The organism is Erysipelothrix sp. HDW6B, assembly GCF_011301115.1.
Classification (GTDB): Bacteria; Bacillota_I; Bacilli_A; order Erysipelotrichales; family Erysipelotrichaceae; genus Erysipelothrix; species Erysipelothrix anatis.
Window position 1 is genome coordinate 1,133,049 of the sequence record NZ_CP049860.1, and the last position, 16,860, is coordinate 1,149,908.

The window sequence follows — 16,860 nt, forward strand, 5'->3', positions numbered from 1 at the left end:
CAATTATACGTGAGCAATTTGAGAGAAGATATACTTTAAAAGTGAAAAGTAGTGAAAATCGTTGACAAAAATAACAAGCAAATCTATAATTGTAGTTGCAAAAGATTTGCAACTGGAGGGAATATGAAAAAAATACTGATCATCATAAGCACAATGCTTATGTTAGCAGGGTGTTCAGCGGCACAACAAAGAGCCTCTTTGAATGTCGTTACAAGTTTCTACCCACTTGCAGATTTCGCTACACGAGTGGGTGGAGAGCATGTAAACGTCTATAATATTCTGCCGAGTGGTGCAGATGCTCACAGTTTTGAACCAACACCCAAAGATATGCAAAAAATCTCAGAAGCAGATGTATTTATAGTTCATGGTCTTGGATTTGAAGCTTGGACAGATTCAGTACTCAAAAGTTCGATTGTGAAAAATACGCACGTATTAACAAGCGGTATGTATAGTGAAGTCATCGAACGTGAAGAGATTCACAATGATGAAGGTGAAACGGGACATGAAAGTCATGACCATGATCACGATGACCACGATCATGGTCCGATGGATCCTCACACTTGGTTAGATCCGCTTAATGCACTCCGTCAGGTTGAGGCAATCAAGGATACTTTTATCGCTCTTGATCCAGTGCATGCTTCGGATTACACAGATAATTTTGAGATACTGAAAAAAGAACTGGAAGACTTAGACAATGCCTACCGAACTGCATTAGGTCCGTATGAGGGGAATACTATTGTTGTTGAGCATGAAGCTTTTGGTTACTTAGCAAACGCATATGGATTAGAACAACGTGGCGTTATAAATGGACTTCTTAGTGAAGAACCGACACCTCGACGTCTGCAGCAATCAATTGACTATATTAAGGAAAATAATATTTCTGTATTATATGCGACGCCTTCTGGCTCTTCCAAAACGCTTGATGTTATTCAAAAAGAAACGGGTTCTCACATTTTGGAACTCTATACCTTAGAAAGTTTGACCCGAGCACAGATTGCGGAAGGAGAGAACTATACAACCATTATGTATAAAAACTTAGATTCATTAAAGGACGGATTATCTTATGGAAAATAGATCAGTAATAAAGGTGCGTGACTTATCATTTTCGTATGATAAACGGTCCGTATTAAAAGATGTTAGTTTTGATATCAATCAGGGAGATTTCTTGGCGCTTGTTGGCGCAAATGGATCAGGTAAGTCAACATTGATGAAACTTATGTTGGGTCTTCTAACACCCCAACAAGGTTCGGTTGAAATATTTGGATCCAATATTTTGAACCTCAAAAATTTTGCGTCAATCGGATATGTACCACAAGGTGGCCTGGGTACCGTTTCTAACTTTCCAGCAACTGCTTTAGAGGTTGTATTATTACGAATCAAGGGTGGTAATTTTTTCAATTTTTCAAACAAAAAACGAAAAAAACAGGCGATGGATGCATTACGTCACGTTGGACTTGAATCAAAAGCGAATGATTTAATTTCAAATCTTTCAGGGGGGCAATTGCAACGTGTTCTTATTGCACGTGAACTCATGATGAATCCGGAAATTATGTTTCTTGATGAACCTGCAAGTGGATTGGATAGTCAATCGATTGCGACTCTTTTCGAATTACTCCAACATATTAACGAAAAGCACAATATAACTATAGTAATGGTTACGCATCAATTGGATCAAGAGAACTTACCCATTAATCGTGTACTGACAGTATCCGATTATGATGTGAAGGAGATATAGAATGTTACAGTATGAATTTATGAGAAATGCCTTTATTATTGGTGGCATTTTGGCAGTTGCTATTCCTTTAATCGGGGTCGTGATTGTATTTAAACACATGTCGATGATTGGGGATGCATTGTCCCATGTATCTTTGAGCGGTATTGCGTTAGGACTTATTCTAAATGTTAATCCATTAATAGGTGCGATTGTGATGGCGCTGATTGCGACATTAAGTATCCAAATCATTCAAAATCGTTTTGGGAAGTATACTGAGTTAGCGATTGCAGTGATCATGTCTTTTGGGATCGGATTATCAGCAATTTTGATGGGATTTGTAGACAATCCGGCCAATTTCAACAGTTTCCTTTTTGGAAGTATCGTGGCGATAGGCGGAAGTGATAATATTTTGGCTATCATTCTATCAATTGTACTGATAATTGCATCCATTTATTTTTACCGTCAATTCTTCTTTATCGCTTTTGACGAAACTTCTGCACATTTTTCGGGAATTAATGTCAAAAGGACAAACATAATCTTCTTAATTCTAACTGCATTAACAGTATCTGTCGCCTCTAGAATTGTTGGGGCTTTAATTGTTTCCTCTCTGATGGTAATTCCGACTGCAACAGCAATGCAAGTTGGAAAGAGCTATCGTCAAACAATGTACTATGCAATCCTATTCTCGCTTATGTCAGTTTGGGGTGGTCTTGCTGCATCGTACACATTCGATATTGCACCTGGAGGAACCATCGTTATGGCTGGGATTCTGATTTTACTTGCAGTCATCATTCCAACAGCTGTAAAGCATCGACTTAAGTCATAATGACTATGATATACTATAAATATAAGTGTAAATTACAATATGATTTACACTTTTTTTATTAGGAGGTTATCATGAGATTCTCAAGTATTTCACCGATTACATTCAAGATTGCTGTGAAAGGTCATATCTTTAAGCGACATGCTCGCAATTTTTTGGACTCTAATCGTTATGCTAAAACATTTTCCGATGAAACGTTACCTTATAAAATCTATAGTCATAAGTCATTAATAATGAGAAAGCTAGGAAATACAAACCTGCAGCTCCAAGCCAATAAAAAAGTCAACCTTGGCATCGCTGCACCAAAAATCACGAATATTCTAATTCACCCTCAAGAAACCTTTTCTTTTTGGAGTCTTGTGGGACCACAATCTTCGAGAAGAGGGTATCTTGAGGGTGTGACCATATCAAACGATCGGATATCTCAGGACTATGGCGGCGGCATGTGTCAATTCACCAATTTATTACACTGGATTGTCTTGCACACACCTTTAACAGTAACTGAATATCATTCTCATGATCGATTTGATTTGTTTCCGGATTATAAACGCCAAGTTCCATTTGGAATTGGAACATCTATTTACTACAATTACCTTGATTATTGTTTTAAAAACGAAACAGAAAACACCTATCAATTATGTGTATGGTGTGATGATGCGTATTTAAACGGTGAAATCTACTGTTCAAATCCGCTCCCGATGAAATATCACGTCCGATGTGAAAATGAAGCCTTTGTTATGGATGATGGGGTTGTTTACCGAAATAATGAAATTTACCGGGTCATGAATGATAAAACTACAGGAATTCAATTAAAAAGAGAATTACTAAAAAGGAATCATGCACGGGTTATGTACGATTATGATTTAATTCCTGTACCTGTTGAGGGGATGACTAAGGTCGTAGCAATTTAAGACATTATTTCTAATGCGGTAGATAAATGGTAAACAAGGAAACATCCTTGATTAATACCAGTGAATTAGGTATAATTGATTCGATATAAATCGTTGAAGAGGAATAGTAATAACACCCTTTAATTTACAGAAACTTAGGATGATGAGACCTAGGAATTAAACTGTTATGAATTCACCTTGAAGAGAAGCTAATCACTTCCGTGTTGTTTGCGTTAAAAACTTTAGAGATGTATACATTAGTATAAATCAGGATGGTACCGCGCTTGACGTTCCTGGACGTGTGGTACTTTTTTATATTTTAGGAGGAAGTTATGGACTTAAAAGAAATTATGGAAAAAGGTCTTGCAGCAATCGGGCATGCACATTCATTAGAAGCATTGAATGATGTACGTATCGAATATTTAAGCAAAAAAGGCCATCTAACCAAAGTAATGGGAACAATGAAGGATCTCTCAAATGATGAGAAACCACTATTTGGAAAGCGTGTCAATGAAGCTAAAGAAGCGATTGATTCAGCGCTTAAAGCGAAACAACAACAATTGGAATCAGTCCGATTAGACGAAAAAATGAAAGCTGATGCAATTGACGTCACGATGCCTGGAACGCTCTTTAATATTGGAACACAGAATCCAATCATTTCAATTCAACGAGAAATTGAAGAGCTATTCCGTGAGATGGGGTATCAAGTCGTTGAAGGGGATGAGGTTGAATTGGATCTCTACAACTTCGAACGTGCCAATATTCCTCAAGATCACCCAGCTCGTGAGATGCAAGACACTTTTTACATTGATGAACATACGTTACTTCGTACGCATACCACAGCCATTCAAACACGCACCTTGGAAGCATATGCACCTCATGTTCCATTGAAAGTAATTTGTCCTGGAAAAGTTTACCGACGTGATGATGATGACGCAACACACTCCCACCAATTTGTTCAAATTGAAGGACTTGTTGTCGGTCATGGTATTACACTGAGTGACTTAAAAGGAACTTTATCACTATTTGCTAAGCGTATGTTTGGGGAGTCACGTGTGATTCGTTTCCGTCCATCATACTTCCAGTTTACTGAACCTTCAGTTGAAGTTGACGTATCTTGTCACATTTGTGATGGTAAAGGTTGCAATGTCTGCAAGCAAACTGGTTGGATTGAGATTTTAGGTGCTGGGATGGTTCACCCCCAAGTATTGAAAGATGCTGGTTACACCGATGAAACCCTTACAGGATTTGCATTTGGTGCTGGTGTTGAACGTATTGCCATGCTCAAGTATGGAATCGAAGATATTCGGTCATTCTATATTAACGATAAGCGCTTTATCGAGCAGTTTAAGCGATACGAGTAGGAGGAGTCTATGTTAGTTAGTCGAAAATTATTAGGAAGATATGTAGATATTAAAGGAATTACAACTCAAGAAATTGCAGATACCTTAACAAATGCTGGATTAGAAGTTGAAGGCGTCGATAGTTTACTGCAAGGAACAAAACTTGTGGTGGGTCATGTTCTTGAGTGTGAACCACATCCAGACAGTGACCATTTGAACGTCACTCAAGTTGATTTAGGGACTCATGTCGAGCAAATTGTCTGTGGTGCATCGAATATTGCGAAAGGGCAATACGTTGTTGTTGCGACAGTGGACGCAGAGCTTAAAGATTTGACAATCAAAGAAACTAAAATTCGCGGCGTCGAATCAAAAGGAATGATTTGTTCTTTAACTGAGTTAGGCGTTGCAGAAAAATTCCTCACAGACGAACAAAAAGAAGGCATCGTTGTTTTACCAGAAGCAAAACCAGGGAGTAACCCAGCAGAAGCATTGGGCTTGGACGATGAGATTATGGATGTCTCACAAACACCAAATCGCTCAGATTTCTTATCTATGTTTGCGATAGCACACGAAGTGAGTGCACTCTTTAAACGTCCATTGACATTACCAACTTTTGAAAATGCTGCATCCGATGGTGCACCAACAAATCTAAAAATCACATCATACACAGAGAAAAGTCCATTATTTTTGGGTAAAGTTATCAATAGCGTCACAATAGGCCAATCTCCAGACTGGATTCGTGAAGCACTGATTGGTTCTGGCATTAAGCCAATCAATAACGTTGTTGATATTTCAAACCTTGTTATGTTAGAAACAGGCCAACCTCTACATTTCTATGACATTGATTTCTTAGAGAATCAAGATTTATCCGTTCGTGATGACATTGAAGGAAGTTACGAAGCCCTTGACGATAAAACCTACACATTGAACAAAGGTGACCTCGTAATTATGAATGGCGATACACCAGTTGGAATTGCCGGCATCATGGGACTTGGAAATTCAATGATTCAGGATAACTCACGAGGGATTGTGATTGAAGCAGCTCGTTTTAATCATGTTTCAGTACGAAAAACGGCAACTCGAATTGGTGTAAACACAGACGCTTCAGCACGTTTCACGAAAGCAATGGATCCTTTATCGGCACACCAAGCAATGGACCGCGCAGTTCAACTCTTAATTGAATATGCTGGTGCATCCGAAATTGAAGCAACAGTTCAATATGGATCTATTTCCTACGAACCAAAACAAGTATCCATTACAGTTGACCGGATCAATGCTTACCTTGGAACGCATTTAACGGAAGATGTTGTGATGGATGTATTTGAACGTCTCTATTTCGCACCGACGGTTACGGATGGTGTTATTACATGTACTGCACCTTCATTTAGAAACGATATCGAAATTGAAGTAGACTTAATCGAAGAAGTCATCCGCGTTGTTGGATACGATGTTCTTGAAGAAACATTACCGCTTATGGATTTAACATTGGGTAACTTGACACCATTCCAAAGAAATATTCGATTAATTGAATCAGTGATGTTAGGGTTTGGAGCCTATCAAACCAACACCTATACTTTAGTTGAAAAAGCGATGACTGAGGGGTTCGAAAGTCTTGGTGAACCTGTTGGTCTTATGAGTCCAATGAGCGATAAACGTGCATATCTGCGAACCCAATTATTCCCATCAATGCTGGAAGTAGTTGCTTATAACAATGCACATAAAGTGTCTGATGGTCTTTATTTCGAACATAGTGCAATTACAGCAAAAGATAAAACATCATACCGACTTGCAATAATTGGGCAAGGAAAAGTGTTCAGTGAAAACTGGACAAAGTCGTCAGTGGATATTGACTTCTTTAACGTAAAAGGAATGTTGATGTCGTTACTTGATAAACTCGGCTTTAGCGAAAAACGTATCGGCTTTAATACAGATACTGTGGATACATCTGTTTTACATCCTTACAAATCTGCGGAAATTACCTTGAACCGACAACATCTTGGTGTGATTGGTCAGGTGCATCCAACACTTGCAGCTGAACATGACCTCAAAGATGTTATGTATGTTGAAATTGATTTGGACTTCCTGCTCAATCAAAAGCGTGGTCAAATTAAAGCCGCACCTGTTGCGAAATATCCAATTGTTACCCGAGATCTTGCAATCTTATGTGAGAAGTCTGTTAAAGTTAGCGACTTGAGTGCATCAATTGAGAAAGCATCTCGTCGTTACCTTGTTGGATTAAATGTATTTGATGTGTTTACATCAGAAAAACTTGGTGACAAGCAATCCATTGCATTTAAATTATCAATGGGTCAAAACCGTACTTTATCGGTTGAAGAAGTTCAAGAAGTAATGGATGCCATTACGCAAGAACTTGTATCAAAATATAATGTAGAAATTCGTTAACATAGACACTAGAGGAGGAAAATTTATGGGACGCGCATTTGAAGTTCGAAAAGCATCCATGGCGAAAACGAACGCAGCTAAAACAAAAGTTTATTCACGCTATGGAAAAGAGATTTATATGGCTGCGAAGGCAGGGGTTCCTGACCCGGAAATGAACGTTGGCTTGAAACGTATTATTGATGAAGCCCGTGCAAAACAAGTTCCTGCTGATGTCATTAAACGTGCTATTGAAAAAGCTAGAGGTGGATCAGAAGAAAGCTATCATGCAGTAACGTATGAAGGATTTGGACCTGGAGCTTCAACCTTTATTGTTGAATGTTTGACGGATAACGATAACCGTACTGTCAGTGAGGTGCGAAACTGCTTCACAAAATCCAAAGGTAAAATGGGCGTCAGTGGTAGTGTAATGCATGGTTATGACCATGTCGGCATTCTTTCGTTTGAATACGATAACGACGAAGCGATTATGGAAGTCTTACTCGAAAATGATGTTGATCTTCAAGATATCGAACTGGAAGAAGGCTCTATTACAGTAACAGTAGATACTGCTAGCCTACATAAAGCAAAAGAAGCAATCGAAACATTATTACCAGACGTGACGTTTGATCTTCTTGAAATCACATTCTTACCACATGAATATGTAGCGGTTGATGAAGAAGATCAAGCCAATTTTGAAAAACTCATTAATATGCTTGATGAAGTTGAAGATGTTCAAAATGTCTTCCATAATGCGCAACTTTAAGATGAAAATTGTGTGGTAAATAATCACCATACTTGAGACTTCTTAACAAACCCCTTATAATTTAAATATGAAAAGGGGGTATACATATGGATAATATTGTAGATAAAGCAAAAGAACTTTTAGAAAAAACAAAAGATCAAGCAAGCGAAACCACCGACGAACTTAAAGATAAAGCCAGTGATGTAGCTGAAGATCTTAAAGAAAAAGCAGATGAACTAGCCGATAAAGCTGGAAAAACTGCTGAAAATCTAAAAGACAAAGCTGAAGATGTCGTTGAAGACATCAAAGAAAAGTTTAATAAATAAAAAACGCCATCAGGCGTTTTTTTATGTGTGGGTGTGTAAATGAAATCGGTGTATGATATGATAAAGAAAACGGAGGGATTGCGATGTTTGACTATCTAAATGTTTCAGATAATGTTTCGCTATTTTACATGAAGCACTTGGTTCCAAATCCACGTGGGACTATTGTGATGTGTCACGGATTTACAAATCATAGTGGAGATTATGAACATTATATCAAAATGCTAAATGCCGAGAACTATTCAGTGTACAGTTATGATATGCGTGGTCATGGAAAAACATCTTCAGAACTGGGAGATCTTGATCACTATCAGACGTATATCAATGATTTACATGTCATGGTTCGCATGGCTTTAAGAGAAAACCTACACATACCATTATTTACACTTGGGTTTAGCATGGGTGGGTTGGTTTCGGCTATGTTTGGCGTTCAATATCCGAATACTCTTAGTGGGCAACTCTTTCTAGGTCCTGCAGTTGGTTATGTTGCTGCAGTCGAAGGGAATTTGAAATATTTAACGTCTTTAGGTGGCAAAATTGCCCCAAATCTATGGGTTGAATTTAAGGGTGATACAATAAGTCTGAATGATCCGCGCAAAAAAGAGACTCTTGAGGATAACTTTGTTTTCACGAGCAAAAATCCATTGCAACGAAAATACTACACGATGCGATTTGTTAATACGGTATTTGTTGCGGCGCCTAATTATCTTTTAGATGTACTTCAAGATTATCGTTATCCATGCTTTATTATGCATGGCGCATTGGATAAAACAGTCCATCCAAGTGTTGGGAAACACTTTTATGATACGATTTCGTCGAAAGACAAGTCGTGGAAGTTGTACGAAGGTATGCACCATGTCCTCTATGATGAGCCTGATGGTGATACTGTAATCATGGATTCAATTGCGTGGCTCAACGCAAGGACATCTTTTCAAAAATAAAACTGTCAGAGAACTGACAGTTTTTTTCTTATAATTCTTCGAGTTTTTTAGGGAAGTGTATGCGTCCCAAACGAATCATCCATTTATAGCATACAAATGCAAAGACAACGATCATCACCGTTATTAAAGGTGCAGATATAATAAGCTCAGTATTTAAGATAATAAAGACGCTAATAATCGATAGCCCCATCATGACAAACATTGGGACAACGGCCATAAAGTTGTTCTTAACGGCTTGTTGTTCATTTTCCCAATTCAGTTTTGGTGCGTATACGTCAGTCACCATTGCGATTGTATTCTCACAGACAGTAGCAAGTACTGCGGCAATCATATAACCTATAAATGATAAGACTGGGACTCTAACAATAATAAGTCCGACCACCCCGATTAGAAGTGGAACGATAACCATCGTTAGTGTACCAAGTAATATTTTTGCTTGGAGTAGCGTTTCAAACGGTATCGGCATGACTGAGAAGCTAAGCATTGAGCGTCCTTCTCTAGAGAATGCGGTGGAAGATATTGTTCCCATCGCACTCATGAAAAATGCGATTAAGAATCCTCCGATAAAGAAAATCATGAGGAGTTGCATACTGTCAACTTGTTTGAAGAAGTCTGCAACCATTGGTAAACCACCCATAATTTCCACCAACCCACCACTGAGCAATATTGGAAGGAACATAAAGAGAGGCATGATTAATACAATTAAGAAGTAATTCATCATGTATGTTGGTGTTCGTAAAATATTTTTAAAATCGTATTCCAGTATAGCTCGGCGTTGTGATTTTGAAATGCTTTCACTGTAGGTTTCGGAATGTGACATTTTACGTTTTTTGGCTGTACCTTCACTGATACCGATAGCACCTTTAAAATACATAAATTGTGTTAAGAAAATAATTGCAATCGTACTTACGATCGAAATAACAATTCCTATTATAATTGACAATAAAGACGTATTCACGATACCTCTTGCCAAGAAATCGCTGCTTGGGAAGATGCCACTTAAGAGATTAATAAGTGCGTTATCACCAGATTGTAGCGATAGGAGCATTTGCTCGATATTGAAGGATGACTCTGGATCAGCAATTTGAATTGCAAATATAAAGAAGAATACCATCGCAAATCCAATGAACATGGATATATAGGTAAATACATCTTTATTCTTAAAGAAAGGAATAAATGTAAAGAGAATAATGATAATTCCGACTGACAATGCGACCGGTAAAAGTGGTAAGAAGAGATTCGCAAGGATGTAAAATGGAATGAAGGACCATCCCGGATTCACAACAACAAAGTATGCGATTCCAAATGGAATCGTAAACATTGCCATTTGTTCAACCATAAGGACAAACGTTGTCAGCAATTTCGCACTTACAATCTCAAGTGGTCGTATCGGCATAACGAGTAGCCGCTCTATATCTTTAGAAAAATAGAATACAGTGGGTGTAAAGATAATTCCCATTAGTAATAGATAAACAGATACTCCAATAAATAACATTTGGATCGCAAGGCCAGGTTGACCGACTGCATTGAGTGCAGCAATTAATTGGTATGAGAAGAATCCGACAATTCCGAAGATATACAGATAGAGAATTCCGAATAGGACTTTACGCCCTACAGAGGACATACGCTTGTTTTTCTTCTTTTTACGTTGACTGAGGCCAGATTGCATAATCTGATCGCGAGATGTTTTAAGGAGCACTCGAGTCAAGGTGATGATGCGACTTATCATTTGGTAAGCTCCAAGAAGATTTCTTCAAGTGAAAGTTCATCATACTGAGCTTTCAAGTCTTCAAGAATACCGGTATAGACGATTTTTCCATGATTAATGATTGCAATGCGATCACATAGTTTTTCTGCAACCTCTAGGACGTGTGTCGAAAAGAAGACTGATTTTTGTTGATTAGCGCGCTCACGCATTAATTGCTTGAGAACATATGAAGATTGAGGGTCGAGTCCTGTAAGTGGTTCATCTAAAATCAACAGGTATGGATCATGAATTAAGACACCCATAACCATCATTTTTTGACGCATTCCATGTGAATACGAATCAATCCGATCACCGAGTGCCTCCTCCATTTTTAATAATTCAGAATAATGGCGAATTCGTTCTTGACGTAACTGCGTATCGACTCCGTACATATCAGCGACAAAGTTTAAATACTCAATGCCTTTCAATTTTAAGAAAGCATTTGGATCATCAGATACATATCCAAATTGTTGTTTTGCATGGATGGGATCACTGAAGATATTGTAACCATTGATCTCGATATTCCCTGAATCCGGTGCAAGAATCCCTGTAAGCATTTTAATGGTTGTTGTTTTCCCAGCACCATTTGGTCCGATAAATCCAACAATTTCCCCTGGTTGGATTGTTAATGTTAAATCATCAACGGCTTTGTGATCTCCGCTGTAAGTCTTTGATACATTTTGAATAGCAATCATAAACTTCTCCTTTTAGTGTGTGACTACACTAACACAATAGCACGACAGTACAAAAAAAGCAACGAAATCGTTGCTTACATCCATGTTATTTTTCGTTCAGTATGGCTCATAATACGCTTGATATTTTCGCGATGTCTAACAACGACAATGACGGAAATAATGGCGCTAGCCAACGTTACACGAATATCAGGTTGTGTTAATGCAATAATCAATGCTCCAGCAGGAACAGCAATGATTGATGAGAGCGAAACAATCTTTGTAATATAAAGTAATAAGACAAAAATCGCGAGTGGTAATACAAAGTGCAATAACACATTATGTGTTATTAATATGGAAACACTTAAATAAAATCCCATAGCAGTTGAAACGGCTTTTCCACCTTTGAAATTTGCGAAAACAGGGAAACAATGACCGATTGTTGCAAAGAAGCCTGCAAAAATCATTGCATCAGGAGCAATAAAATACGTAATCACCATTGCTATTGCAGCTTTCAATACATCGAAGATAATGACGAAAATCCCAGCTTTTTTACCTAACGTACGACCAGCATTGGTCCCACCAAGATTTCCGGATCCGTGTTGGCGTATATCTGTTTTATAGAAAACTTTTCCAATAACTAATGCAAATGGAATGGATCCTAAGAGATAACCAATCAAGGATGCAATAAAATAATTCATAAGTTCACCTCAAATTGTTTGAATACCAAATAATTATACACTATTTGGTAGTTTTGAAGCAAAAGAATTAGTGATAACTTCAATTCTTTGAAAAGCGTGTTATAATTACGCTTGAAAAGGAGTTGGGGTAACTTGAGTAAACAAGATTATTCAGCATCAAGTATTGAAATACTTGAGGGGCTTGAAGCCGTTCGTAAGCGTCCCGGGATGTATATCGGATCTACAGATCAACGTGGTCTACATCATTTAGTTTGGGAAATTATGGATAATGCGATAGACGAAGCGCTTAACGGTTATGGTAAGTCTATTAAAATAGTGATTGAAGATGATATGACACTTTCAGTACGTGATGAAGGACGTGGAATGCCAATAGAACTCCATAAAAGTGGAGTTAGTGCACTTCAGGTTATTTTTACTGTGCTGCATGCAGGTGGAAAATTTTCTGCTGAAGGAGGCTATAAAACGAGTGGAGGGCTTCACGGTGTTGGAGCATCTGTCGTTAATGCCTTAAGTGAAGAAGTAGAAGTCAAAGTGTACCGTAAAGATGGTACTTATAAAATGAATTTTAGTAATGGTGGTAAAGCCGCAACAGAACTTGAACAGATTTCTGAACGCGGGCCAATTGGAAGTTACGTACGTTTCAAAGCGGATCCACTAATTTTTAAAAATAGTAAGTTTAATTTCGACACCATTTGCGAGCGTGTTCAAGAGAGTGCGTTTCTTTTGCAAGGCATTCGTTTTACCGTTGTCGATGAACGCATCGATGAGACGCGTGACTTTGAGTACGAAGACGGACTCAATGCATTCATGGCATATGTTCATGAAGATACTGAAGTCTTAAGTGAAGTTATTACATTGACTGGAAAGTCTGAATCCATCGATGTGAAAATTGCATTACAATACAATGAAGGCTATAACGAAGATACATACTCTTATGTAAACTTAGTGCGTACTCATGATGGTGGAACTCACGTAGCAGGTTTTCGTAGTGGTTTTACCAAGGTTATTAACGAATATGCGCGTAAACACAATATTCTAAAAGAAAAAGATAAGAATTTTGAGGGTGGAGACATTCGTGAAGGTTTATCGACGATTATTTCAGTAGGAATTCCTGAAGATATTTTACAATTCGAGGGCCAGACAAAAGGGAAACTAGGAACGCCCGTCGCACGGGTTGTGGTTGATTCAATTATAACTGAACAACTGCCATACTATTTAGATACTCATCATGAAGAAGCCATGAAGATTATTCAAAAAATCCAAAAAGCGACTCATGCCCGCCAGGCAGCGCGGAAAGCTCGAGAACAAGCCCGTTCAGGGAAGAAAAACCGTATCGAACGCTTGTTGTCAGGTAAACTTGCGAATGCTCAAACGCGAAACAAGAATAAAAACGAACTTTTCCTTGTAGAGGGTGACTCTGCTGGTGGAAGTGCTAAACAAGGTCGTGACAGTAAGTTTCAGGCAATTCTACCGTTACGTGGTAAAGTATTGAATACACAAAAAGCAAAGTTTGATGATATTTTGAAAAACGAAGAGTTGAACACGATTATTCATACAATTGGTGCTGGTGTTGGGAAAGAATTTGATGTTGATGACAGCAACTACCGCAAAATCATTATTATGACCGATGCGGATACTGATGGTGCGCACATACAGGTGCTATTGTTAACTTTCTTCTTTAGACATATGCGTCCGCTTGTTGAAGCAGGGTATGTTTACATCGCTCAACCGCCATTGTATCGTGTAAAATCGGGAAAAAATCTCCATTACTGCTATAGTGATGAAGAACTTGATAGTTACCGTGAAAAATATGGCAAAATTGAAATTCAACGTTATAAAGGACTTGGTGAAATGAACGCTGATCAACTATGGGAAACTACAATGGATCCTTCGACACGATCACTTATTCAAGTTCAAATTGACGACTTTTTAGCTGCTGATAAACGTGTGTCAGTCCTCATGGGAGATAAAGTTGATCCACGCCGTGACTGGATTGAAAAGAATGTCGCGTTTACATTGGAGGAGGAACAAAATGTCGCATGATACAATAATTCAATTACCAATTGAAGACATAGTTGGTGAACGTTTTGGTCGTTATTCCAAGTATATTATTCAAGAACGGGCACTTCCAGATGTTCGTGACGGATTAAAACCAGTTCAACGTCGAATACTATATGCGATGCATCATGATCGTAACCATTTTGACAAAGCATACCGTAAGTCTGCGAAGACAGTTGGACTCGTAATTGGTAACTATCATCCTCATGGTGACAGTTCGGTCTATGATGCCATGGTTCGGATGTCGCAAGATTGGAAATACAACATGCCTTTGATCGATATGCAAGGAAACAACGGGAGTATTGATGATGACCCTGCAGCGGCGATGCGATATACCGAAGCACGTCTGAGCAAAATATCTCATTCGTTGTTAGAGAATATTGATGAAGATGTTGTTCCGTTTGTATTGAACTTTGATGATACAGAATGGGAACCGTCCGTATTACCTGCTCGTTATCCAAACTTATTGATCAATGGATCTACTGGAATTGCTGCGGGTTATGCAACGAATATTCCGCCATTCAATTTAAAAGAAGTTATGGATGCAGCAATTTTCCGTCTACACAATCCTGAAAGCAATGTCGATGATATCATGACATTTATCCAAGGACCTGACTTTCCGACGGGAGCAATTATTCAAGGAAAAGAAGGCATTCGTGATATTTTAACTAAAGGTCGCGGTCGAGTTGTCGTTCGTGCAAAAACAGAAATTGTCGAAAACAAGACAATGAAGCAAATTGTAATTACGGAATTACCTTATGAAGTTATTAAGTCCAATGTCGTTAAAAAGATTGATGAACTTCGTTTTACGAAAGCGAATCAAGGATTTGGCGACGTTATGGATGTTCGTGATGAATCAGACCGAAATGGCTTGCGAATTGTTATCGATTGCAAACGCGACGCAGATGCTGAAAGCATTCTAAATCTCTTCTACAAACAGACAGAACTACAAGTTTACTATAATGCGAACATGGTTGCGATTGTTGATCAACGTCCGCAAGTCTGTGGTGTACTCGAAATTCTTGATGCGTATCTAGAATTTCGTCAAGAAATTGTCCTGAATCGAAGTAAGCACCGCTATGCACAAAAAGAAAAACGAATCCATATTCTCGAAGGACTCATGAAAGCGACATCGATATTAGATGAAATTATCGCAATTATTCGTGCTTCCAATAACCGAGGGGAGTCACGCGATAACATTATGGAAGCGTTTGGATTTACTCATGAGCAAGCAAGTGCAATCGTTGATTTACAACTTTACCGTTTATCATCAACTGATATCAATGCGTTACGCGATGAATTTGCGAAACTTGCGAATGAAATGGATTATCTAGAGACGGTTATCAAACACAAAGAAATGTTAAATAGCCTCATCATTAAAGAATTCCAAGAAGTTCGTGACACGTTTGAAGTGCCACGTCGTTCTGTTATTGAAAATGAAATTTCTAACCTGGAAGTTGACCATTTAAGTTTGATTTCAAATGAACAAGTAATGCTCACACTTACACGAAATGGATATCTCAAACGTGTTTCACTTCGTTCTTATGGATCCAGCCAGAAAGAAATCTTTGCACTTAACGAAGACGATCGTATCGTCTTGAGTAGTGAAGTTGAAACAACGGATTATCTTGTTTATACGACAACAAAGGGCCGATATGGTATCCTTCTTGTTCATGAAATTGAAGAAGCACGTTGGCGCGATATTGGATCACATATGACGCAATATATGAAACTGGATCCTGAAGAGAAAATAATTAGTGCATTTACACTTAAATCGTTTGACACACACATGTTTGTTGTAACCACGAGTGCGCAAGGTATGATTAAGAAAACCGCAATCGCTGATTTGGAAGTTAAGCGCACTAATAGACTTTATGACATCATGAAGCTGGGTAAAGATGATGTTCTCATTGATACTTCGATTGCCTACGAACATGACCATCTCATGATTGTAACGCGATTGGGTCAATTAATTCGCATTGATTTGGCTGATGTAAATCCAATTGGTGTTCGAGCTAAAGGTGTGATTGGAATTAAAGTTCGAGTGGGGGATCGTGCTGTTGCTGCAGGGATTTTCCATGATGAAACAGAAGTTGTGATCATGTCTGAACGCGGTCAATTCAAACGTATGAAACAAGATGAGATTCCAGTTCATAATCGAGCAACACTTGGCTCAAGTATTATGAAAACTGTTAAGAGTAATCCTCATTACGTTCAAGATGTTGTAATTGCTAAACTACAAGATGATATTTTCATCTATAACGACCATCTCGCAATTGTATTGGTGAAAGATGTTCCACTTATGGGTGTTGATGCAACATTCTCAAACGTAACCTCAGAAGCAGGATTCACAATCTTGCATCCACGAATTCACGTTCCAGTTGTTGCAATCCCACAAAATGCGGAAATAACGCATACTGAACCTTTGAAGTTTGATATATAATTCTGTATAATTGTTAGGTGATATAACCAAGCAAATACAACCAACATCTGGTGGTAATATCCACCAGATGTTTCTTTTTAAG

General features: G+C 38.3%; 14 protein-coding genes and 1 other annotated feature. Of the genes, 11 read left to right on the plus strand and 3 right to left on the minus strand.

The window, feature by feature from the left end:
- The first annotated feature begins 123 nt into the window (after window positions 1-123).
- The 9 genes from G7061_RS05635 (at window position 124) to G7061_RS05675 (ending at window position 9,158) form a co-directional block, all read left to right on the plus strand.
- Window positions 124-1,074: a metal ABC transporter substrate-binding protein gene (locus G7061_RS05635; RefSeq protein WP_166121288.1), complete on the plus strand. Its 951-nt coding sequence runs from the start codon at window positions 124-126 to the stop codon at window positions 1,072-1,074.
- A complete protein-coding gene (locus G7061_RS05640; RefSeq protein WP_166119602.1) occupies window positions 1,064-1,735 on the plus strand; it encodes a metal ABC transporter ATP-binding protein in 672 nt (223 codons plus the stop codon). The genes G7061_RS05635 and G7061_RS05640 overlap by 11 nt, the downstream gene beginning before the upstream one ends.
- Before the next feature lies 1 nt (window position 1,736).
- Window positions 1,737-2,540: a metal ABC transporter permease gene (locus tag G7061_RS05645; protein ID WP_166119605.1), complete on the plus strand. Its 804-nt coding sequence runs from the start codon at window positions 1,737-1,739 to the stop codon at window positions 2,538-2,540.
- 71 nt (window positions 2,541-2,611) lie between these two features.
- Window positions 2,612-3,448 (plus strand): VanW family protein, encoded by an 837-nt coding sequence (locus G7061_RS05650; protein WP_166119608.1) that lies wholly within the window; start codon window positions 2,612-2,614, stop codon window positions 3,446-3,448.
- 84 nt (window positions 3,449-3,532) lie between these two features.
- Window positions 3,533-3,725, plus strand: a binding site (T-box leader).
- A gap of 34 nt (window positions 3,726-3,759) precedes the next feature.
- Window positions 3,760-4,791 (plus strand): phenylalanine--tRNA ligase subunit alpha, encoded by a 1,032-nt coding sequence (pheS, locus tag G7061_RS05655; RefSeq protein WP_159641392.1) that lies wholly within the window; start codon window positions 3,760-3,762, stop codon window positions 4,789-4,791.
- Between the two features lie 9 nt (window positions 4,792-4,800).
- A complete protein-coding gene (gene pheT, locus G7061_RS05660) occupies window positions 4,801-7,173 on the plus strand; it encodes a phenylalanine--tRNA ligase subunit beta (protein WP_166119611.1) in 2,373 nt (790 codons plus the stop codon).
- A gap of 25 nt (window positions 7,174-7,198) precedes the next feature.
- Entirely contained in the window at window positions 7,199-7,915 is a 717-nt protein-coding gene (locus G7061_RS05665) for a YebC/PmpR family DNA-binding transcriptional regulator (protein WP_166119614.1), read from the plus strand.
- Between the two features lie 86 nt (window positions 7,916-8,001).
- Window positions 8,002-8,220 (plus strand): YtxH domain-containing protein, encoded by a 219-nt coding sequence (locus tag G7061_RS05670; RefSeq protein WP_166083458.1) that lies wholly within the window; start codon window positions 8,002-8,004, stop codon window positions 8,218-8,220.
- An 83-nt stretch (window positions 8,221-8,303) separates the two neighbouring features.
- Window positions 8,304-9,158, plus strand: coding sequence for an alpha/beta fold hydrolase (locus G7061_RS05675; RefSeq protein ID WP_159641389.1), 855 nt, complete (start codon window positions 8,304-8,306; stop codon window positions 9,156-9,158).
- Between the two features lie 28 nt (window positions 9,159-9,186).
- Here the strand turns inward: G7061_RS05675 and G7061_RS05680 are convergent, their stop codons facing one another.
- From G7061_RS05680 to plsY, 3 genes are all read right to left on the minus strand, one after another.
- Window positions 9,187-10,887 (minus strand): hypothetical protein, encoded by a 1,701-nt coding sequence (locus G7061_RS05680; protein WP_159641388.1) that lies wholly within the window; start codon window positions 10,885-10,887, stop codon window positions 9,187-9,189.
- Window positions 10,884-11,600: an ABC transporter ATP-binding protein gene (locus G7061_RS05685; RefSeq protein ID WP_159641387.1), complete on the minus strand. Its 717-nt coding sequence runs from the start codon at window positions 11,598-11,600 to the stop codon at window positions 10,884-10,886. Before G7061_RS05685 ends, G7061_RS05680 begins: the two co-directional genes overlap by 4 nt.
- Window positions 11,601-11,674: 74 nt before the next feature.
- Complete coding sequence (plsY, locus tag G7061_RS05690) at window positions 11,675-12,277, minus strand: glycerol-3-phosphate 1-O-acyltransferase PlsY (RefSeq protein WP_159636387.1); 603 nt, start codon at window positions 12,275-12,277, stop codon at window positions 11,675-11,677.
- Window positions 12,278-12,409: 132 nt separating this feature from the next.
- On the opposite strand from plsY, the gene parE reads away from it, so the two are divergent.
- Window positions 12,410-14,320, plus strand: coding sequence for a DNA topoisomerase IV subunit B (gene parE / locus G7061_RS05695; RefSeq protein WP_159645909.1), 1,911 nt, complete (start codon window positions 12,410-12,412; stop codon window positions 14,318-14,320).
- The gene (parC, locus tag G7061_RS05700) at window positions 14,310-16,778 is read left to right on the plus strand and encodes a DNA topoisomerase IV subunit A (protein WP_159641384.1); all 2,469 of its coding nucleotides are present in this window, start codon (window positions 14,310-14,312) and stop codon (window positions 16,776-16,778) included. The genes parE and parC overlap by 11 nt, the downstream gene beginning before the upstream one ends.
- The last annotated feature ends 82 nt before the right edge of the window (window positions 16,779-16,860 follow it).